Source organism: Citrobacter sp. Cpo074 (genome assembly GCF_030332745.1).
Lineage (GTDB): Bacteria > Pseudomonadota > Gammaproteobacteria > Enterobacterales > Enterobacteriaceae > Citrobacter > Citrobacter portucalensis.
In genome coordinates this window covers 62,477-82,860 of sequence record NZ_JAOWHG010000038.1, presented here as the reverse complement: position 1 = coordinate 82,860, position 20,384 = coordinate 62,477, and the positions used below count along the sequence as shown (strand labels likewise).

Below are 20,384 nucleotides of genomic sequence, written 5' to 3'. Positions count from 1 at the left end.
ATATAACGGAGAAACCCATGTTATCTGCAAACCGCATTGAAGAAGTCATTAAAAACTGTCAGGCGCTGATCCAACAAAAAAGTTATTCCGGTCAGGAAGGGGAAGTGGTTAATGCCATAAAAACAATGATGCAGCATTACCAATTCGATGACATCCACGTTGATAAGTACGGCAACATTGTTGGCGGCATTGTCGGCAACCAGCCGGGGAAAACGCTGGTTCTCGATGGACATATCGATACCGTGCCGGTGAATGAAGAGAAGTGGTCCCGCAACCCATACGGCGGCGATATTGAAGATGGCAAAATTTATGGTCGCGGCACAACAGACATGAAAGGCGCCGTGGCGGCGATGATCTCCGCCGTGGGCTTTTTCGGTCAGGACAATCAGCGAAATTTTGCCGGGAAAATCTACGTTGCGTGCATCGTGCATGAAGAGTGTTTTGAAGGTATTGCTGCCCGCCTGGTCAGCGAGCGCTATAAGCCAGACTACGTGATCATCGGTGAAGCTTCCGAGTTAAACCTGAAAATTGGTCAGCGTGGCCGTGCTGAGATTGTGGTCGAAACCTTTGGTAAGCCCGCGCACTCCGCTAACCCACAGGCGGGGATTAACGCGGTGTACAAAATGGCGCAATTGATCGACAAAATTCGCACGATCACGCCGCCGACGCATCCGGTTCTGGGGCCTGGCATTCTGGAACTGACCGACATTAAATCTTCGCCGTACCCGGGAGCCTCGGTGGTACCGGATTACTGTCGCGCAACCTACGATCGCCGTTTGCTGGTGGGTGAAACCAAAGAAAGCGTGATTGCTCCGCTGGAAAATGCGCTTGCCGAACTTATTGCTCAGGATCCGCAGTTTAAGGCCCGAGTGTCCTACGCGGTGGGTCAGGAGTCTTGCTATACCGGCGCCACGATTGAGGGAGAGCGTTTCTTCCCTGGCTGGGTGTACGACGAGTCAGACGAATTCGTGCAGGCAGCGTTGGCGGGCGTTCGCGAGGCTGGCTTTAATCCAACCATTACGCAGTACTCATTTTGTACCAACGGTAGCCACTATGCGGGCGAAGCGGGAATCAAAACCATCGGCTTCGGTCCTTCACGAGAAAACCTGGCACACACCATTGATGAGTATATCGAGATCGATCAGTTAACCGGCTCGGCCAGCGGCTATTACAGCATCATCCAGACACTCTATCGCCAATAAAAATAAAGATAACCACCTCTTACCTTACAGGCGATGTCGCTCAGCAGCACCGCCATGGAGAATAACGATGAAAACCATTTTCAAAAACGGAAATGTAATCGATGGGACAGGCAGTGAAGGCAGAATTGCCGATGTGATGGTTGATGAAGGACGTATTGTCGAAATCGGTCAAATTGAAGTTGGCATCAATGAACAGGTAATTGATGCAACAGGAAAAATTATTTGCCCTGGCTTTATTGATACCCATACGCACTCTGACCTGTCGGCCATTATTAACCCCGCGCTGTCAGCAAAAATTCGTCAGGGTATCACCACCGAACTGTTGGGCCAGGACGGCGTCGCCTTAGCACCGCTACCTGAAGAATATATTCCAGCCTGGCGTAAAAATATCGCCGGACTGGACGGTGACACCGACAAAATTGACTGGAAGTATAAAAATACAGACGGTTATCTCAATCTGCTGGCATCACGTCATCCGGCGACAAACCTCGCGTATTTAGTTCCTCATGGCAACGTGCGCATGGAAGCGATGGGTCTGGATGGTCGTCCTTCGACCCGTGAAGATGTGGCGAAGATGTGTGAAGTCCTTGAGCGAGAGCTAAAGGCTGGGGCATTTGGACTTTCCACAGGACTTATCTATATGCCTTGCGCCTTTGGTGATACTGCCGAAATGATTGAACTGTGTAAGGTCACGGCGAAATATGACGGGATCTTTGTGGTGCATCAGCGCAGTGAAGCTGACGATATTATCAACTCAACCCAGGAACTGATTGATATCGCCAAAGCCACTGGCGTCTGGCTACATATTTCGCATATGAAAGTTTGCGGCAAGAAAAACTGGGGGCTGATCGACCAGATGCTGGGCATGCTGGAACAGGCGCAGGAAGAGGGAATTCGTATCTCTTTCGACCAGTATCCGTATGTGGCGGGCAGTACGATGCTTGGCGTGATCCTGCCGCCCTGGGTTCACTCCGGTGGTACGGACAAATTACTTGAGCGTCTCGCCTCGCCCGAACTGCGCGCCAAAATGATTGATGATATTCAGCAGGGTATTCCTGGCTGGGATAACTTTATCGATTTTGCCGGCTTGGACCAGATTTTTGTCACCAGCGTGAAAACGGCAAAAAATCAGGATGCTGTCGGTTTGAACCTCGTCCAGTTGGGCGAGCTGCGCGGAAAAGATCCGTACAACGCCACCTTCGATCTGCTCTTTGAAGAGGAAAACGCCGTGGGGATGGTCGACTTCTACGGTACCGAAGAGCACGTGATTAAGTTTCTCTGTCGACCTGAGCAAAACGTCTGTACCGACGGCTTAATGGGGGCTGGCAAACCGCACCCGCGCGTGTTTGGCGCATTCCCTCGCGTACTCGGTAAATATGTCCGTGAAGAGGGATGTCTGAGCTGGGAAGCGGCAATCCGCAAGATGACGGGAAAACCTGCTGAAGTATTGGGTTTGCAGGATCGCGGACTGCTGAAGGTGGGTTATGCAGCGGATATTGTGATGTTCGATCCGAACACAATTACGGATAAAGGCACTTTTGTGGAACCCAATCAGTACCCGGAAGGGATTGAAATTGTCATGGTTAATGGGCGCATTGCCTTAATCAATGGCACGGAAAGTTATGCCTGTAGCGGTACGGTTATTAGAAAACAATATTAAAAAATAACGCTAAACACGCATGGATCTATCGCGACTATTTATGGCCGCGGTAGATCACTACACCCTAAGGACATCACAATGAACCTACAAACGTCTTTACCTTCAGGTAAACCCAAGACCTGGAAAGCAAGATATACCGTCCTGACCCTGATCTGGCTGGCGTGGCTGCTCTCTTTTCTCGACAGAATGGTGATGAGCGTTTCGCTCCCTTATATTGGCAAAGATTTAAATCTTGATACGACTCAACAAGGTTTAATTATTAGCGCCTTTTTTATTGGTTATGCTGCGTTTCAAATTCCCGGTGGATTACTGGCGGATAAATTTGGCTCGCGCAAAATCATGGCCATTGGTATTGCATGGTGGTCTGTGTTCACCAGCTTAACCGGCGCTGTGCTGACGCTGCCGCTGATGTTAGCAGTACGATTCTTCTTTGGTATCGGTGAGGGATGTTTCCCGTCGGCCTCATGGAAGATGATATCAACCTATTTCCCGTCGAAAGAGCGTGGTCGCGCCACGGCGATTCAGTCAACGGTTAACACCTTAGGCCCAGCGCTGGCGGTAGTTGTGGCGGCAAGCATCATCGGGGCATTTGGCTGGCACATGGTTTTTATCGTGCTAGGTATTCCCGGTCTGTTTATCGCGGCAGGTATCTACTTATTTACGCGTGACAACCCGAAAGATCACCCTGCCATTACGCAGCAAGACCTGGCTGAGTTGGCTGCTGACGATCAGGGGAGCCTGCAAAACACCAGTGCTATCGCGTTTAAAGACGTACTCAAAATGCCGGTGCTCTGGCAAATGGCCAGTATCTGGTTTTTGTTTGATATCACCTTCTGGGGTTTTTCAACCTGGCTACCAAGCTACCTGATTACCGTACGAGAGTTTTCTCTGGCAAAGACCGGCGTCATGGCAGCCATTCCCTTCCTGTTCGGGGCAGGCGGAACATTGTTAGGCGGTTATTGCTCAGACAAATTCAAACCCCAGCGTAAAACGCTGTATGTCGTAACCTCTGTTATTGCCGCGGGATTCCTGTATCTGACTTTCAGCGTGAGTAGTGCAGATATGGCGGTGGTTTATCAGTGTGTCTCAGCCCTGTTCATGTTCTTTGCCATGGCGACGTTCTGGGGCATTCTGATGGATACGATCCCGAGCAACATCATGGGGCGGGCATCCGGTATTGTTAACTTTGGCGGCCAGATGGCTGGGGTTGTATCAGCGCCTATTATCGGCTGGCTTATCCAAAGCAGCGGCGGAAGCTATAATAGCGCCTTTATCTTTATGATTGCTGCACTGTTGTGCTCAGCTGTCGTTACGCTGACAGTCAAAAGCTCGCACGCAGTGGGAGCGTTGCCCAGTAAAGCCTGATTAATGTCTCTCTCTCTTGTGGCTCTGCTGTTCCAGAGCCACATTAAGGATGACGGAAATAAGTGATTAAGAGCCTATCCCATTAGGCTCTTAGTGGAAACTCAGGAATCGGTTTGAAAGAAATGCAGAGGATCTTTTAATTGTTTTCTCTAAGGAAAACAGTATAGGATTTTGTAAACTACAAAAATGAGATGTTTTGTTATCTCTTTTATCTATAACAGGAAAGGGGTAAAAAACCTTATTTTTAGGGAAGCATTCTGTATAAATGCTCATATGGTTTAATACTTCGCTGTTCAATGGTTTGGCCTTGTTACATATCTCGTTGGCGAATGCGCTGCATTTGCTGCAATTACAACGACATGCAGAATAGTCAGTCGAGATGAGGGAATCATTATTGCCAATGTTAAATCCTAGCTTTCCTCGCCGGATATAAGCATCCATTATTCCACTGGCTTCATATTTTAGCAGTAATCCCTCCCGTTCACTCCGCGTTAAAGATGGCGATAATATATAACTCAGCAATAAGGTGGTTCTTTCATTTATGGATGGATATAGATTTAAATTGTTGTTCTGTTTCGTCTTAATGATGAAATAGGACGCGATGACAAAGCCAAGGCATCGAGCGGTACTCATCTGCAGATCCCAGTTGTCTTTTTGTACGGTATATTCGTAAGTTACAGGCATGAGTGAATGTTCGTACGCTAGAAAGTCGGCAATAAACTCCATGGTCCTGATATACGGAAGTTGGTTGCCATTCATCTTGATGTATTGATGCTGGCAACACATCAAATGAACCAATTCATGAAAGAAAACGAAGTTCATAAAAGAGCGGGCGGTGTTAAGAGATACCTCTACTGAATGTATGTCAACGCGATTGGCTATAATACATAGCGCTGTATCGGCTAAGGCTGTGTGTTTAAATATGGAGGCAAGATCGAGACTGATGTTTAAGTTGTATGTTCCTGCAACAATAATTACCCATGAATAGAATCTGTGATTAATTGCAATATATGCAATATCTTCGTGGATAACTATCTGGATTAATGGTTCATTTTCGTTCACAAAACCCCATACGGTTTTGTTCACCGGGATGAGTGAGTCTTTACCCAGCCAGGCTTCGATCATCAAATCCAGCTCAGTAAATGAATACCATGTAATATCGGTATCAATATTTTCAGGTGAACACCAGGATTGATAAGGCCATGCGTCAGGCATTGTGTCAGGGAATACAACATTGTTTAATGATTCTCGTATTTGATTCATTTTGCTATACGCCATCAATCAATTGCTTTGCTTACTACCAGAAGAGAAGCGTAACTTGCTGTTCTGGTAACCTATTTTTCTCCTTAGAATGTGAAAGTGGTGCTTTTAACGTTGGCCGGTTTTTCTTCCCGCCAGGTTGTGCCAGTGTACGATCCTTCTGGATTTACAGTTTCTCCAAAATTCAGGTTAGTAAAATTGTTATCACCCGAAAGTATGAAAAAATGCTCTATCTTATTTTTTATCAGCGCATCGATGTAACCTGGAAATTTGAAAATACGCTGTTTCTGCTTTATTTAAGCATAAAGACAAGTGTAGGATAATTTCATATAGAAATAAAATTAACAAAGAACTATCGTAGGCAACGTATTGAAAATAATATTTGTTTTTAATGTAAAGTTGCTGGCATAGAAATGTGCATAGGAATGTCCAACGTAAACGGCTATTTGATGGCGGCTTTCCACCATGCCATCCTAACGGGAGGTTCGTCAGATGAGGGGCATTTTCCGTATTTTTACGGTTCTAATGCTTACTACGCTATTGATATTAATAACTTTGTTAAGAATGAACCCTAATAAATGAAAGACCTGTCCTACATATGTAGGAATTTTCCTTTACGTTGTGTTAATGATTTGATATTTACAAAGGTTCAAAGTTTAATTTTTGTAAATTAAAATGTTACTTTTATGATTTATTCATTCGAATTATGAAAAAATAATAAAATATACGCGTGGCTATGCTAGAATTTTCCTCTTAAAGTCTTGCGTTTATAAAACATAATATTGAAGACTCATCTGCTCTATAGCCATCGCCTCTCTTTATTTATCGGGATTCTTATACGCAATGAACGCGATAATCGTTGACGATCACCCATTGGCTCGCATTGCCATCCGCAACTTACTCGATACCAATGGTATCGCTGTGACCACCGAACTCGACAGTGGGGATCAAGTGGTTCAAACCGTTGAAAAAACTAAACCGGAACTGTTGATTATCGATGTGGATATTCCGGGTATCAGTGGCATCGAAGTGCTGGAGCAACTGAGAAAGCGGCACTATGCTGGTGTAATCATTATCATTTCAGCCAAAAATGAATTTTTTTACGGCAAACGTAGCGCCGAATACGGTGCTAACGGATTTGTGAGTAAAAAAGAAGGTATGAATAATATTCTTGCCGCAATTGAAGCAGCAAAAAATGGCTATAGCTATTTTCCCTTTTCCCTTGAGCATTTTACTGGTTCATCCGTCAGCGAGCAGGATAAGCTTGATACGTTGTCGAACCAGGAAATGAGAGTATTGCGTTATATCCTTAATGGCATGGATTACAGCACAATTGCCAGCAAAATGAATATCAGTAATAAAACGGTAAGTACCTATAAAAGCCGGTTGATGGAAAAATTAGATTGTTCATCATTAATGGAAATTTATGATTATGCGCAGAGAAATAAAATAGGATAGAGTAATGCTGGAACGCTTTTTTATTTTTTTGATGGTCATCTTTACCATCGGGTTGTCTACGGGTGTAAGCTCAGCTCGGCAAGTTGAGCTAAAAAGTAACTATAATACCTCAGTGCAAAATATCGGCTTGAACAGGGAAGAAACAAACTGGTTAGCGCATAAAAAAACCTTGGTTGTTGGCACCTGGTTACCGGAAGTCTCCCCCATTGTTTATCAAAATAGCGGTGAATATTATCGGGGCGTCAACGCGGATTACCTTGCGTTAATGCAAAAGAACCTCAATCTAAAAATCATTATAAAGCAGTATGATAATGAGCAAGAGGCGCTGGCCGCGCTCGCCAATAACGATGTTGATACGCTGATAACCCAACTGTCCCGACGCCAGGATGTTGGTGGAAATCTGTTGCGCACTTCGGCATTGCTGACCACGTGGCCGACGCTTGTAACATCGCTAAAAAACACTATGCTGCCGCTGACCTCGAACCATCAGGTTAGCGTCGCGTGTGTGCGGGATTGTCCTTTTCTCGATGTTATCCAGGGGGCTTTTCCTGAGGCTAAAGTCTCATTTTATGACGACGAGTATCAGGCTATGGCGTCGGTAGTGAATGGCGATAACCAATATTATATTGGTAACAATATCACCAGCAGTCATTGTATCTCTCGATACTTCTCACAATCACTGGTTATTACGCACTACTTTGATAAGCAAGAACAATATAATTATTTTGTCGTTAACGAAGATCAGCCTGTATTAAGAAATATTCTTGATGGTTTCATTACGTCAATCAGTAATGAAATTCATATGCAAGTCATGCAGAACTGGCTGAACCGCGGCAACCTTGCCTATCTGAATGCGCCTATTCCTTTCACTGATCAGGAAAAAGCGTGGTTGAAGAAAAAGCATGTTATCCGTATTTTAATCAACCCAGATTACTCGCCCTATACGCTGGTCGATCGCAGTGGTGAGTTACGCGGTATTATTGGTGATTTGCTGAATATTATTCATCTGCAAACGGGGCTCGATTTTGAACCCATTTTAGCTAGCTCCAAAAGTGAGCAGACAAAGCAAATAAGCGGCGAACAGTGGGATATGTATCCCACTATCACGCTAACTCATCAAAACCCGCCCAATTCGGCCTTTAGCGATCCGCTGATGAATGTGGCATTTGTGATGATCACTTCCCGTGAGGAAACCGCCGAATCGCTACTGGAGAAGCCGATACGCATTGCTTTGCCTGCCGGGCATGTGCTGGAAAGTGAGCTTAAGCAACGCTATCCGCAGGCCACCTGGGTGAATGCGGATACTGGCAGTGTTGCGATGGCCATGGTCAAGGAGGGCAGCGTTGATGCGGCAATCGCTACCGAATTGTCGGCAAGATTTATGGTCGATCATTACTACCAGAAAAATATGCACTTTTTTAGGCTTCCAGATATGCCTGGTGCCTCGGTAAGTTTTGCAATCTCTCCCCGCGAGCCGGTGTTGAAGTCTGTTATGGATAAAGCGCTTCAGGCCATACCGCCACGTGAAATTTTGCAGATGACGGAGAGGTGGTCGAAAATTTCCAATACGCAGGTCGATTTCTGGAGTCGATATAGCAAACAGTTCTATCAACTGGGGATATTCGCGCTGCTGCTGATAGCAATTAGCCTGATCTGGGGGATCTCACTCTCCCGTGAGGTAAATAAAAGGAAACAATCGCAGCGGCTACTGGAAGAGCAGCTTCATCTCAAAGAAGCATTATCTCAAGAACTGGAAAACGAAAAGAATAAAGCGATTGAAGCAACCAAGGCCAAAAGTCGCTTTCTGGCGAGTATGAGCCATGAGTTACGTACTCCGGTAAGTTCGATTGTTGGCTTTGTGGAATTACTGTCGAGTTCAGAACTCAGCCCGGCACAGCGAAAAGAGGCGATTGCCCTTACCGGGGCGACGGCCCAGTCATTGCTTGGGCTGATCGGTAAGATACTGGATGTGGATAAGATTGAGTCTGGTAAATACCAGGTTGTTCCTCAATGGACGGATCTCTCGCAGCTCATTGAATTGCAGTGCCACTCTTTCGATGCCTTAGCCAGACAGAAAGGCATTACGCTTGCCTGCGTTAGTCAATTGCCGGCGAACGAGCGGGTATTTGTCGATCAGCAGGCTTTGCGGCAAATTCTCACCAACCTGGTGGGTAATGCGTTGAAGTTTACCGAGCAGGGCAGCATTCATGTGACGGCCCGCTTGACGCCTGAGGGGGAGAATCACGGTACCCTGACCATCGCCATTAGCGACACCGGTTGCGGTATTAGTGAAGAGGAGCAGGCGGGGCTGTTTCAGCGTTACGCTCAGGGACGCTGCGGGCGTCAACAAACCGGTTCCGGTCTTGGGTTATTTATCTGCAAAGAACTGGTGACGTTGATGGGCGGCACGCTGGAGTTGATGAGCGTCCCGTTGCAAGGAACCACGTTTACCATAACGCTGCCGGTTGAAACGGCTCGTCAGTCGATTGTATCGGATGGCGATGCGCCCGGTACTCTGTTACCGCTTCCGTGTCTGTCTATTTTGATAGCTGACGATAATCCAACCAATCGCCTGCTGCTCAAGCGACAGTTGAATGCCATTGGCTACAGCGTGGATGAAGCGTGTGATGGGGAGGAAGCAGAAGCCAAACTGGCGAAGAAATCGTACGATCTGCTGATAACTGATGTAAATATGCCGAAAAAAGACGGGTTTGATCTCGCGGCTTCGCTACGTCGTCAACAGCCGAATTTACAAATATGGGGACTGACGGCCAGCGCACTTCCACAGTCACGCGATCGATGCCTGCAAAATGGTATGAACTTGTGCCTGTTCAAGCCTGTGTCGATTCAGACACTGACCCATGAATTGAGTAAAATCGAAACCGGTTATGCGTCTCCTTGTACAATCCGGCATTTGAAATTCAATGTGTTGACGGAAAATACCGGCGGCGATCGCGCACTGATGAACGAGATTCTCGAGACATTTCGCGAGGCAACGCTGAATGATATACAAGCGGCTGAGAAAGCCGTTCTGCAAGATGAACCTCAGCTGTTTTTGCGAGCTCTTCACCGGTTGCATGGCTCGGCGCAAATTCTGGGTATCACTGCGCTACAGAACCTGTGCGAACCTTTCGAATCCAGACGACATGACGATCTTTCTCTGTCAGAACGCGAGGAGGCATTGCAGAAGATTATTGCTGTTATGCGGGAAATTGAGATTGAGATAGACAGTCTGATTAGCCATTAATCCCCCTGATCGGGTAGCTGTAGCTGCCCGATCAGGAGAGAAAGTCCTGGTTCAACACTCCGTAGTGCTGAGTACTACTGGCCTGCGCCGATCATCTCGCTATCGACCACAATGCCATCTTCAGCACCTTTTAACACAAGGTTTGCTTCATAGTATTTACCGGAAGTCAGCAGTTTTTGCGCGCTGGCAACGGCTTTACGAGTCTGATTCAGAGGCATCAGGTATTGGGTCTGAAGCACGCTGATACCAGCCAGTTGCAGAGTATCCACTGCACCTTTCCAGTCGCCTTTGGCCATTTTGCCATTCGCTGTTTTGATAGCGGATTCTTTGGCCGGAGTCGCAATATAGTCTTCTGACAGCGCGACCGTAGCGTTAATAACCACGTACTGATCGTCAATCATCTTGGCTTTAGGCGCAGCTTTTACAAATTTCGCCCAATCTTTGCTGTCGCCTGCCAGCAGGGAAGCCGCGTCATCGGTTAATTTTTTAGCGCTGTCAGGCTGTCCATGAAACAGGGCCAGACGAGCAAGCTGAATATCACGCATCGCATTTGCGCCTTGCACTGCGACCTGCATAACATCGGCAGCTTCTTTTTGTACATTTGCGGTAGCAGCTTGCGCCGGAGTGGTTGTGGTAGCAGTAGCAGCCATCACTGGTGCTGAACCCATCATGGTTGCAAGCACACCCGCAAGAATAATCTTTTTCATTACTTTCTCCTGAATAAATTTGGTATATGTCACCAAACGCAATAAGCATATTAAATAATGTTAAAGAGAGGAATCAGAGCCAAGATAGAATAATGACCGTTTAATCCTACAAGTGTCAGATGTCTGACATGTGTAGGAATATACGCATAGCGACATTCTCTTGTTCTTATATACGCTTCCTTAGTGGAAGTCTTATCATTCCACTGTAAGTAACATATGTTGAGTGAGTAATAATTCTTGTGTCAACAGGTTACATTGCGTTTATATATAACGGAGGATGTATGTTTGTTTTTAATCAGCGTAGCCTGAGAGCGTTTAATGAAAAAACACTCGTTCATTATAAAAAGCACGCGACGATTATGGCGGTGTTGATGTTGATTTGTGGCATCTGCTGCTTGATTTATCCGATTGCTGCAGGTGTTTATTTAAGCTATGCAACCGGTTTTATGTTCCTGGTATGTGGTTTCTATTCTATTTATAGCCTGTTTAGTTCAGGTAAAAAGCAATTGAAAGCCAAATTTACCTATGCCTTTTTTGCTATCGCGTGGTTACTGCTGGGTTACTGTTTCCTCGTGAATCCTGTGATAGGCATGAATTCACTGGCAATGGTATTTTGCTGCCTGTTTATTCTGGGTGGTATTTTTCGTATCGCCTCTGGGGTCAAACTGTTTCGTAGCCCGGGTTATGGATGGAACATTTTTATTGGTATTTTTGACCTGCTTATTGCCGGCGTATGGCTGAATATGGATCCCGACAGATCGTATGTATTTACCTCAATTTTTATTGGTGTCGAGATGATCTTTAGTTCTTTAGCTTTTATCAGTCTGCGTAGAAATGCGACGCTGGTTAAAACTGATAAGTTCGCCGATAAAAATTAATGCTAACTCTGGAGCGCATAGTGAATATTAAGATGATGGTTTCTGCAGCTATTCTTGTGACCTCTGTTATGGCACCAATGACCCGTGCTTTTGCTACTCAGGCAACGGAAGCTGCGCCACAAGATATGACCTGTAAAGAATTTGTTGATATGAGTCAGCAATACAAGACGGCAATTGCCTTTGTGATTGTTAATAAAAATTCTGACTTTAAAGGCGATGATTATGTTCCCCTGCATGAGGTGGAAACGGAAGCTGTACCGAAAATGGTTAAAATGTGCCATCAGCATCCGAATACAAAACTGGGTGAACTGGCTGTGAATCTGAAAGGTTCCGGTCTGCACTATTGATTAACCGTTTTGATAGCCTGGCTTTAGTTAGAATTGACAACCTCTGTTCCTACCCTCAGTCGTTCCTTATAAAAAATCCGCGTAATGCTTACCCTGCTATCCACGAGAAACTCGCTGGATAGCCGTGCCCGCTAATAACCGTAGACCTGACAAACGAAGCCCCATCCCTGGGAATTTAATAATCTAAACCCAGGGATAGGGCAGGGGATCAGCGTCGAGCTTTAAATCGCGCTAACGTATTTTCAACGAGGACAAAGAACACTGGAACAAAATAGATTGCCAGTACCGTCGCGGCCAGCATCCCACCGATAACCCCCGTACCGACGGCATTTTGCGCACCAGAGCCCGCGCCGTTGCTTATTGCCAGTGGAATAACCCCCAGGATGAAGGCCAGTGAGGTCATCAGAATTGGACGTAAGCGCATTTGCGCGGCTTCCACCGCAGCCTCAAGCGGCGTTTTCCCTTCTTTCTGCATAATCTCGACGGCAAACTCGACGATCAGAATGGCGTTTTTAGCCGACAGCCCCATGGTGGTGAGCAGGCCGACCTGGAAATAAACATCATTGCTCAGGCCACGCAGATCGGTAGCCAGTAAAGCGCCGACCACCCCGATTGGCACAACCAGCATCACCGAGAACGGGATCGACCAGCTTTCATACAGTGCCGCCAGCGCCAGAAACACGACGATCAGCGAAATGCCGTACAGCATTGGTGCCTGGTTTGTGGATAGCGCCTCCTGATAAGACAGACCGGTCCAGGCATAGCCGACGCCTGCGGGCAGTTTATTAATCAGCGATGCCATAAATTTCATCGCATCACCGCTGCTTTTCCCTTCAACCGGCTGGCCCAGAATTTCCATTGCTGGTTGACCGTTGTAGCGTTCAAGGCGAGGAGAACCGTAGGTCCACTCGGTGGATGAGTAGGCGGAGAGCGGCGTCATGGAACCGGAGGCGTTACGTACGTACCAGTGGTTGATATTGTCCGGCAACATACGGAAAGGCGTATCGGCCTGGACATATACTTTTTTTACGCGCCCCTGGTTCAGGAAATCATTGACATAGCGACTACCAAACGCGGTGGAGATGGTCTGATTAATATCCGATAACGCAACGCCCATAGCTTCAGCCTTTTTGGCGTTGACGTGAATGCGGAACATCGGTGTATCTTCCAGACCGTTCGGACGCACCCCGTCGACCTCACCGGATGACTGGTTGGCCAAAGCCAGAAGCTGGTTCCGCGCCTGCATCATTTTTTCATGCCCAAGATTACCGTTATCCAGCAGCTCCATATCAAACCCTGATGCAGTGCCCAATTCTGCGACCGCCGGTAAATTGAACGGATAAACGACGGCATTATTGATGGTGCTTAAGGCCATCATGGCCCGTCGAATAATGGCGGTAACCGAGTTTTCTTCGCCAACGCGTTCTGACCAGGGCTTCAGGCTGATAAACGCCAGACCGTTGTTTTGTCCCTGGCCGCTGAAACCAAATCCGCCGACGGTGAAAACTGAAGCAACGTTTTTCTGCTCTTTCGTCAGGTAGTAGTCGGTTATTTCCCCGAGCACTTTACTGGTGTTCACCATCGTTGAACCCGAAGGCAATTGTGCCGTGGTCATGAATACCCCTTGATCTTCTTCAGGCAGAAACGAGGTCGGAGTGCGTAAAAACAACACAATCATGCCCGCGCCAATGACTAAATAGACGACCATATAACGGCCTGTGCGACGTAGCAGTCTACGGGTGCTGTCCGTGTAGTGCTGAGTGCATTTCTCCATGAAGTGATTGAAACGGGTAAACAGAAAATGTGTGTTTTCCTTTTCTCCTTCGTGGGATTTCAACAACATAGCGCAAAGTGCAGGCGTCAGGCTCATTGCCACAAATACCGACAGCAGCATGGAGGAGATTAAGGTGATGGAAAACTGACGGAAAATTTCACCCGTTGCCCCGCTCATAAACGCCATCGGCATAAATACGGCGGATAACACGACGGCAATACCAACCAGCGCCCTCTGGAGCTGGCCCATTGCTTTATGCGTTGCCGCTTTTGGAGACAAGTGCTCTTCAGCAATAATACGTTCTACGTTCTCAACCACCACGATGGCATCATCGACCAACAGCCCTATCGCCAGCACCATGCCAAACATCGTGAGCGTGTTAATCGAAAAACCGGCGACGTCGAGTATTGCAAAGGTTCCGAGGATAACCACCGGAACGGCGATAGTGGGGATAAGCGTCGCACGGAAACTCTGCAAAAACAGATACATGACGAGGAATACCAGAATGATTGCCTCGATCAAAGTATGAAAAACACCCTGAATCGAAATCTCGATAAACGGCGTGGTGTCATAGGGATAAACGGTTTTCATACTGGCCGGAAACCAGGCCGATAATCTGTTCAGCTCTTGTTTGACCGCCTGGGACGTTGCCAGGGCATTGGCACCAGCGGCAAGTTTAATCGCAATCCCGGCGGCGGGTTTGCCGTTGTAACGTGCAACCGTTGCATAATTTTCCGCACCCAGCTCAATGCGCGCGACATCGCGCAGCAGAACCTGAGAACCATCTTGCTGAACTTTAAGGAAGATCTTGCCAAATTCATCGGTCGTTTGCAGACGCGTCTGGACGATTATCGACGCATTTAACTGCTGATCGGCTGACTGAGGCATACCCCCCAACTGCCCGCCAGATATCTGATTATTCTGCACTTTGAGCTGGGTAATGACGTCCTCGGGAGTGAGGTTATACTTGTCGAGCTTTTGTGGATCCAACCAGATGCGCATGGCGTATTGCGAACCGAATAACTGTACGCTCCCCACCCCGGCAGTGCGGCTTAGCGGATCTTTAATGTTCGAGGCTACATAGTCGGCAATATCATATTGGCTCAGGCTGTTATTATCAGAGATAAAACCGGCAACCATTAAGATATTGCTGCTGGATTTATCAACGCTGATCCCTTGCTGTTGTACTTCCTGTGGCAAGGAAGGCATCGCCAGCTGTAGTTTATTCTGTACCTGAACCTGCGCAATATCGGGTGACGTACCCGTTTTGAAGGTCAGGATAATCGAGGCATTACCTGCCGCATCGCTGGTGGATGACATATACATCAGGCCATCAAGACCATTCATATTCTGTTCAATCACCTGGGTGACGGAGTCTTCAACGGTCTTTGCGTCAGCCCCTGGGTAGGCAGCGCTGATGGTAATGGTTGGGGGCGCAATTTGTGGATATTGGGCGACAGGCAGGTTCATTATCGCGATACCGCCCGTAAACATCATGATAATAGCGAGCACCCAGGCGAAAACCGGGCGCTCAATAAAAAAGTTGGCCATGAAGAAAGTGTCCTTAATGCCTGAAATATTACTGTTCAGCTACCGTGTCAGGTGTGTTCAGTTTTGAAGGGAGGACCCGGGCTTTGATTCCCGGACGAATTCTTTGTAATCCGGACACAATGACCCGATCGCCAGGATGTAATCCCGCGGTCACTAACCATTGATTACCAACGGCCTTCACTGCGTTTATTTCACGCAGTTGCACTACGTTTTCCTGGTCAAGGATCAGCGCGGTGGCTTTTCCTTGCTCGTTATGCGTAATTCCTTGCTGGGGGACCATCAACACGTTTTGTTGACTACCTTCATCCAGCAACGCCGTGACATACATACCGGGTAAAATTTCACCTTCAGGATTGGGAAATACGGCGCGCAGGGTTACCGAACCGGTGGTCTCATCAACAGCGGGATCGGAAAACTCAAGCGTACCGGTATGGCGATAGGGCTTGCCGTTTTCCAGCATTAGCTCAACCGGAATTTTGCCTTGTTGCTGGGCGATTTGGCCGTTGGCTTTCTCTTCTTTCAGGCGTAAGAAGTCCTGTACTGACTGGGTTAAATCAACATAAATCGGATCTAATCTCTGAACGGTGACCAGCGCGTTTTCCTGATTGGCAGTAACCAGGGCACCCACGGTCACGGAAGATTTGCCGCTAATGCCATCAATGGGCGAGGTAACATTGGCGTATCGAAGATTGATGGTGGCTTGTTCAAGATCCGCTTTAGCGACGGCAACATTGGCTTGTGCTTCATTAAGCTGTGAACGCGTCGTGTCATAGTCCTGGCGGCTGACGTAATTAGATTTTATTAACGCTGACTGCCGATTGAGTGTCAGACGAACATTATTGGCGGTAGCCTGTGCCTTTGCCAACGCGCCTTTGGCTGAGTCCAGTCGTGCCTGCAGCGGGGCAGGATCAATTTGATACAGTGATTCTCCTTTGCTGACTTTATCGCCTTCAACAAAGTTGCGTTTTATGATGATCCCACCAACCTGAGGACGGATTTCGGCGATCTCGAACGCAAGCGCGCGACCCGGAAGTTCACTTTTAATATTTACTGAGGAGGGCGCTAAGGTAACAACGCCGACCTCGGGCTCCATGGCGGTTTTTACTGCAGGTTTATTATCGCAGGCGGTGATGATGACGCTACTAAAGAATAATGGTATCAACAGTAAGCATTTTCTGTTCATAGTAATCCCTGAATAATGTATAAACACAAATGTTCTTTTATTGCATGCAGGGTGGGGGAGTTGTCGGTAAATAACAAAAGATGGTCAGGCATGAGAAGGGTAAAGCCCATTTCTTCGCTAACAAATTAGCGGTTAAAAATTATATGTAACAGGAAGAATGCATGTTAAGCGAAGGATCTCATGAAGCAGGATGGCGCAATAAGATAAACGCGGGGTGATGAGAAGGGTTGTTTGCCAACACTTGACTCCGGAATATAGTCGCGCCATCTTACCTCTGGGATTATTTCACTAGTTCCGGAGTTACCTGAGTGACTGTATTGGCGTAGTAAGGCGCTCCCCACATCGGCTCAGGCCAGAATGCGCCGTAACCATAATCCCACATGTTATAGGTGGTGTTGACAGACTCAGTTAAATGCCAAACCTGGATTCCTTGTAAATCAACTTTAACAAAGTTGTACGGGACTTTGTTGATGAATCCTGACTCATCTCCTTGAATTGTTCCCAAAATGGTCACGAAATGGTTTCTGTAGTTTACCGGATCGAGGAAACCTTTCTGCTGGGCAAGAATACGTCCCTGATAGCTCGCGTCTATTTGTGGCTTAGCAGAGTCGTTCAGTGGCAAAACGGCGATTTCCAGCAACGTATCATTTTTGGTGTTAATCACATTGATGACTTTACCACCAAAGCGAGCCTGTTGACCGGTATATAAACCGGGCTGGTTATGCACGGAGATAAAGTTTTTTTGGATATCGGGTTGATTATTACCTTTGATATTCTCAGGAATGGAAGCACATGATGCCAGGGTGAAAGCAAGGGCAATAATCATCAACCCTTTTGTATTTTTCATTTTACTTTCCTGCTTAAAAAAGACAGGTCTATAGTAAACCTTTGCGTATTATTGTCAGCATGCGCATTGTTGATTATCTAATATTAATATAATTGTAGCTTATGGTAATAACGGATTGTATTTTATCTGGTCGCTGAATGAGGGCGATATTTTCAACGACCATAAAAGTAACGGCTGGCATCACGGTTTCACGTCACGCTGGCGGGAATGTAATAAAGCGGATCGTCAATTTTTGCGGTGCTCATCACCCGACAGAATGACCGTTTTCATTACTCCCGTCACCCAGACGGTAAGCCAGCGCCACCACTAGCGACTGCACCAGGCACAGCGTCGCAGACTGGGATCGAAACGCGTCAACCTGCGCCTCTTTCACCACAAAGCAGAGATCGCTGAACGTGGCCAGCGGGCTTATCTGGCTGTCGGTAATCACGATCTGGCGCGCGCCGGCATTGGCCGCAGTTTCGCTGACCATCAGCGTTTCTTCCGCATAAGGCGAGAAGCTAATCGACACCACGATATCGTGCGCTTTGATGCGGTTAATCTGCTCGCGCAGCATTCCGCCCATTCCGTCGAGCAAAATAGGACGACACTCAAGATGGCTCAGGGCGTAGGTGAGATAGGCCGCTACGCTAAACGAACGACGTAGACCTGCAATGTAAATGGTGTCGGCTTCTGCCAGCAATTGTACGGCGCGTTCCAGCATTTCAGGTTCGGCACGGGCTGCCAGCTGCTGGAGCGCCTGGGTATTCGAACGGGCGAACTCCTGCAGGATATCGAGCGGGGTTTCCGGTACGGCTTCGCTTTCCATCTCACGGAACATGCGCGCGCGGTCGCTGTAGCTGGCGGTTTCCTCTACCAGGTTCATACGAAACAGCTGTTTCATTTCGTTGAAGCCGGTGAAGTCAAAGGCGTTGGCGAAGCGGATCAGCGTAGAGGGTGGCACTCCGGCACGTTCAGCAATGACGGCAACCGTATCAAAGGCCACGCTATTGGTATTATCCAGCACATAGCGGGACACCTGCTGCAGCCTCTTACTCAGGCTATCGTAGCGATCGCGGATTTGCTGCTGCAGCTCGTTCAGGCTGGTTGCTGTTGTCATTTTACCTCCTGGTACATAGTTTTATGATTCTAAACGCAAAACCGCGTCTTTGAAATGTCACTCATTCATCTGGCTGTAAAAACGAAACAAAAGCTTCAGGCTTGTCGTCCGCTGAAACGTTATGCCAGTGCACGCTAATCATGCGATTCCGCTTGTTAACATAAAAACCCATCCTTGATCACATTAATCATTATTTATTTTATTTCAACTTAAAATGGAATGTTTGTTTCATATATAGTACACAGATAACAGTGTTCAGGTAACAGTCACGTATCAACAGCGAGAGGTTAAGGATGGAGACAGTAGCGAATTTTATCCACGGCGAATGTGTCACCGGTTCAGGCCAGCGCGTTCAGGCAATCTTCAACCCGGCCACCGGCGAACAGATCCGCCAGGTGGTGATGAGTACTACACAGGAAACCGAGCAGGCCATTGCGGCAGCGCACGACGCATTCCCCGGGTGGGCGCGCCATTCTCCGTTAAAACGTGCGCGAGTGATGTTCCGCTTTAAGGCGCTGTTGGAAGAAAACATGGAGAGGCTGGCTCGCATCATCAGCGAAGAGCATGGCAAGGTATTCTCTGACGCAGTTGGTGAGCTGACCCGCGGCCTGGAAGTGGTGGAGTTTGCCTGTGGCATCCCACATCTGCAAAAGGGCGAACACTCAGCCAACGTAGGGACCGGCGTCGATAGCCATTCGCTGATGCAACCGCTCGGGGTTTGCGTCGGGATCACGCCGTTTAACTTTCCGGCAATGGTACCGATGTGGATGTTCCCCATCGCGCTGGCAACCGGGAATACCTTCGTGCTGAAACCCTCAGAAAAAGACCCTTCTCTCGCCCTGGCTCTGGCCAAACTGCTGCAAGAAGCCGGATTGCCGGACGGCGTGTTCAACGTCGTGCAGGGGGACAAAGAGTCCGTTGACGTGCTGTTAACTGACCCGCGTGTGCAGGCCGTGAGCTTTGTCGGCTCTACGCCGATTGCGGAATACATTTATCAGACGGCATCGGCCCACGGTAAGCGTTGCCAGGCGTTAGGTGGCGCTAAAAATCACTGCATTTTAATGCCGGATGCCGACATGGATATGGCAACCAACGCCATTATGGGGGCCGCTTACGGCGCGGCGGGTGAACGCTGCATGGCGCTTTCGGTCGTGCTGGCGGTAGGGAATAAAACGGCAGATGAGCTGTGCTCGAGACTGGAAAAACAGATTGCGGCGCTGCGTGTCGGGCCTGGTCTTGACCAGACACCGGAAAATGAAATGGGGCCGCTTATCTCCTCGGTACACCGTAATAAAGTGCTCGGTTATATCGACAGTGGGGAATCGCAGGGGGCCAGCCTGCGCGTGGATGGTCGACGTTTTAGCGTTAAAGGCCATGAGCAGGGTTATTTTGTCGGGCCGACCCTGTTTGATAACGTCACGCCGGAGATGACCATCTATAAAGAAGAGATTTTTGGACCGGTGCTTTCTGTGGTGCGCGTAGCAGATTACAGCAGCGCGGTGGAACTGATTAACCGTCATGAATATGGTAATGGCACGGCAATTTTCACACGTGACGGCGGCTGTGCGCGTCGCTTCTGCGAAGAAGTGCAGGCGGGCATGGTGGGCGTAAACGTTCCAATTCCGGTGCCGATGGCGTTCCACAGTTTTGGCGGCTGGAAGCGGTCCATTTTTGGTGCGCTGAACGTTCATGGTAACGATGGTGTGCGCTTCTACACCCGGATGAAAACCGTCACCGCACGCTGGCCGGAGATGCTGCAGGACACAGGGGCCGCGTTCTCCATGCCAACGCTGGGCTGACAGGAGG

The 20,384-nt window shown here is 48.0% G+C and carries 14 protein-coding genes; 8 read left to right on the top strand and 6 right to left on the bottom strand.

From position 1 onward, the window contains the following. Nucleotides 1–17: 17 nt before the first annotated feature. The 3 genes from OGX83_RS22125 to OGX83_RS22115 all read left to right on the top strand — a co-directional run bounded on the left by OGX83_RS22125 (nt 18) and on the right by OGX83_RS22115 (nt 4,227). The gene (locus OGX83_RS22125) at nt 18–1,202 is read left to right on the top strand and encodes a YgeY family selenium metabolism-linked hydrolase (protein WP_071445418.1); all 1,185 of its coding nucleotides are present in this window, start codon (nt 18–20) and stop codon (nt 1,200–1,202) included. Between the two features lie 67 nt (nt 1,203–1,269). Continuing rightward, entirely contained in the window at nt 1,270–2,862 is a 1,593-nt protein-coding gene (locus OGX83_RS22120) for an N-acyl-D-amino-acid deacylase family protein (RefSeq protein WP_008785573.1), read from the top strand. A 78-nt stretch (nt 2,863–2,940) separates the two neighbouring features. After that, a complete protein-coding gene (locus tag OGX83_RS22115) occupies nt 2,941–4,227 on the top strand; it encodes an MFS transporter (RefSeq protein WP_003826074.1) in 1,287 nt (428 codons plus the stop codon). A 90-nt stretch (nt 4,228–4,317) separates the two neighbouring features. Here the strand turns inward: OGX83_RS22115 and OGX83_RS22110 are convergent, their stop codons facing one another. Then, nucleotides 4,318–5,490, bottom strand: a complete 1,173-nt coding sequence (locus OGX83_RS22110) for a hypothetical protein (protein ID WP_213752832.1) — start codon at nt 5,488–5,490, stop codon at nt 4,318–4,320. 840 nt (nt 5,491–6,330) lie between these two features. On the opposite strand from OGX83_RS22110, the gene evgA reads away from it, so the two are divergent. Next, nucleotides 6,331–6,945, top strand: coding sequence for an acid-sensing system DNA-binding response regulator EvgA (gene evgA / locus OGX83_RS22105; protein WP_008785570.1), 615 nt, complete (start codon nt 6,331–6,333; stop codon nt 6,943–6,945). Nucleotides 6,946–6,949: 4 nt separating this feature from the next. After that, nucleotides 6,950–10,192, top strand: coding sequence for an ATP-binding protein (locus tag OGX83_RS22100; protein WP_250671813.1), 3,243 nt, complete (start codon nt 6,950–6,952; stop codon nt 10,190–10,192). 74 nt (nt 10,193–10,266) lie between these two features. Here OGX83_RS22100 and OGX83_RS22095 read toward each other — a convergent pair whose 3' ends face one another. Further along, nucleotides 10,267–10,899: a YfdX family protein gene (locus OGX83_RS22095; RefSeq protein ID WP_003826081.1), complete on the bottom strand. Its 633-nt coding sequence runs from the start codon at nt 10,897–10,899 to the stop codon at nt 10,267–10,269. A gap of 281 nt (nt 10,900–11,180) precedes the next feature. On the opposite strand from OGX83_RS22095, the gene OGX83_RS22090 reads away from it, so the two are divergent. Both OGX83_RS22090 and OGX83_RS22085 read left to right on the top strand, forming a co-directional pair. Then, nucleotides 11,181–11,777 (top strand): DUF308 domain-containing protein, encoded by a 597-nt coding sequence (locus OGX83_RS22090; RefSeq protein ID WP_079939251.1) that lies wholly within the window; start codon nt 11,181–11,183, stop codon nt 11,775–11,777. Further along, nucleotides 11,777–12,124, top strand: coding sequence for an HdeA/HdeB family chaperone (locus OGX83_RS22085; RefSeq protein WP_057068467.1), 348 nt, complete (start codon nt 11,777–11,779; stop codon nt 12,122–12,124). The genes OGX83_RS22090 and OGX83_RS22085 overlap by 1 nt, the downstream gene beginning before the upstream one ends. A gap of 208 nt (nt 12,125–12,332) precedes the next feature. On the opposite strand, the gene OGX83_RS22080 is transcribed toward OGX83_RS22085, so the two are convergent. The 4 genes from OGX83_RS22080 to OGX83_RS22065 all read right to left on the bottom strand — a co-directional run bounded on the left by OGX83_RS22080 (nt 12,333) and on the right by OGX83_RS22065 (nt 18,578). Further along, entirely contained in the window at nt 12,333–15,449 is a 3,117-nt protein-coding gene (locus OGX83_RS22080) for an efflux RND transporter permease subunit (protein ID WP_048236596.1), read from the bottom strand. Nucleotides 15,450–15,477: 28 nt separating this feature from the next. Beyond that, nucleotides 15,478–16,632, bottom strand: a complete 1,155-nt coding sequence (locus tag OGX83_RS22075) for an efflux RND transporter periplasmic adaptor subunit (protein ID WP_008785564.1) — start codon at nt 16,630–16,632, stop codon at nt 15,478–15,480. A 280-nt stretch (nt 16,633–16,912) separates the two neighbouring features. Next, complete coding sequence (locus OGX83_RS22070; RefSeq protein WP_003826090.1) at nt 16,913–17,479, bottom strand: Slp family lipoprotein; 567 nt, start codon at nt 17,477–17,479, stop codon at nt 16,913–16,915. A gap of 244 nt (nt 17,480–17,723) precedes the next feature. Beyond that, nucleotides 17,724–18,578 carry a MurR/RpiR family transcriptional regulator gene (locus tag OGX83_RS22065; protein ID WP_008785563.1) on the bottom strand — a complete coding sequence of 285 codons (855 nt, stop codon included), beginning with the start codon at nt 18,576–18,578 and terminating at the stop codon, nt 17,724–17,726. Nucleotides 18,579–18,871: 293 nt separating this feature from the next. Here OGX83_RS22065 and OGX83_RS22060 point away from each other — a divergent pair, with 293 nt between their 5' ends. Beyond that, nucleotides 18,872–20,377 carry a CoA-acylating methylmalonate-semialdehyde dehydrogenase gene (locus OGX83_RS22060; protein WP_071444945.1) on the top strand — a complete coding sequence of 502 codons (1,506 nt, stop codon included), beginning with the start codon at nt 18,872–18,874 and terminating at the stop codon, nt 20,375–20,377. Nucleotides 20,378–20,384: the final 7 nt, after the last annotated feature.

What these genes read in the sequence shown, in the direction of transcription:
- OGX83_RS22125 (WP_071445418.1), top strand. Translation starts at nt 18, where the DNA reads ATGTTATCTGCAAACCGCATTGAAGAAGTCATTAAAAACTGTCAGGCG.
- OGX83_RS22120 (WP_008785573.1), top strand. Translation starts at nt 1,270, where the DNA reads ATGAAAACCATTTTCAAAAACGGAAATGTAATCGATGGGACAGGCAGT.
- OGX83_RS22115 (WP_003826074.1), top strand. Translation starts at nt 2,941, where the DNA reads ATGAACCTACAAACGTCTTTACCTTCAGGTAAACCCAAGACCTGGAAA.
- OGX83_RS22110 (WP_213752832.1), bottom strand. Translation starts at nt 5,490, where the DNA reads ATGAATCAAATACGAGAATCATTAAACAATGTTGTATTCCCTGACACA.
- evgA (WP_008785570.1), top strand. Translation starts at nt 6,331, where the DNA reads ATGAACGCGATAATCGTTGACGATCACCCATTGGCTCGCATTGCCATC.
- OGX83_RS22100 (WP_250671813.1), top strand. Translation starts at nt 6,950, where the DNA reads ATGCTGGAACGCTTTTTTATTTTTTTGATGGTCATCTTTACCATCGGG.
- OGX83_RS22095 (WP_003826081.1), bottom strand. Translation starts at nt 10,899, where the DNA reads ATGAAAAAGATTATTCTTGCGGGTGTGCTTGCAACCATGATGGGTTCA.
- OGX83_RS22090 (WP_079939251.1), top strand. Translation starts at nt 11,181, where the DNA reads ATGTTTGTTTTTAATCAGCGTAGCCTGAGAGCGTTTAATGAAAAAACA.
- OGX83_RS22085 (WP_057068467.1), top strand. Translation starts at nt 11,777, where the DNA reads ATGCTAACTCTGGAGCGCATAGTGAATATTAAGATGATGGTTTCTGCA.
- OGX83_RS22080 (WP_048236596.1), bottom strand. Translation starts at nt 15,449, where the DNA reads ATGGCCAACTTTTTTATTGAGCGCCCGGTTTTCGCCTGGGTGCTCGCT.
- OGX83_RS22075 (WP_008785564.1), bottom strand. Translation starts at nt 16,632, where the DNA reads ATGAACAGAAAATGCTTACTGTTGATACCATTATTCTTTAGTAGCGTC.
- OGX83_RS22070 (WP_003826090.1), bottom strand. Translation starts at nt 17,479, where the DNA reads ATGAAAAATACAAAAGGGTTGATGATTATTGCCCTTGCTTTCACCCTG.
- OGX83_RS22065 (WP_008785563.1), bottom strand. Translation starts at nt 18,578, where the DNA reads ATGACAACAGCAACCAGCCTGAACGAGCTGCAGCAGCAAATCCGCGAT.
- OGX83_RS22060 (WP_071444945.1), top strand. Translation starts at nt 18,872, where the DNA reads ATGGAGACAGTAGCGAATTTTATCCACGGCGAATGTGTCACCGGTTCA.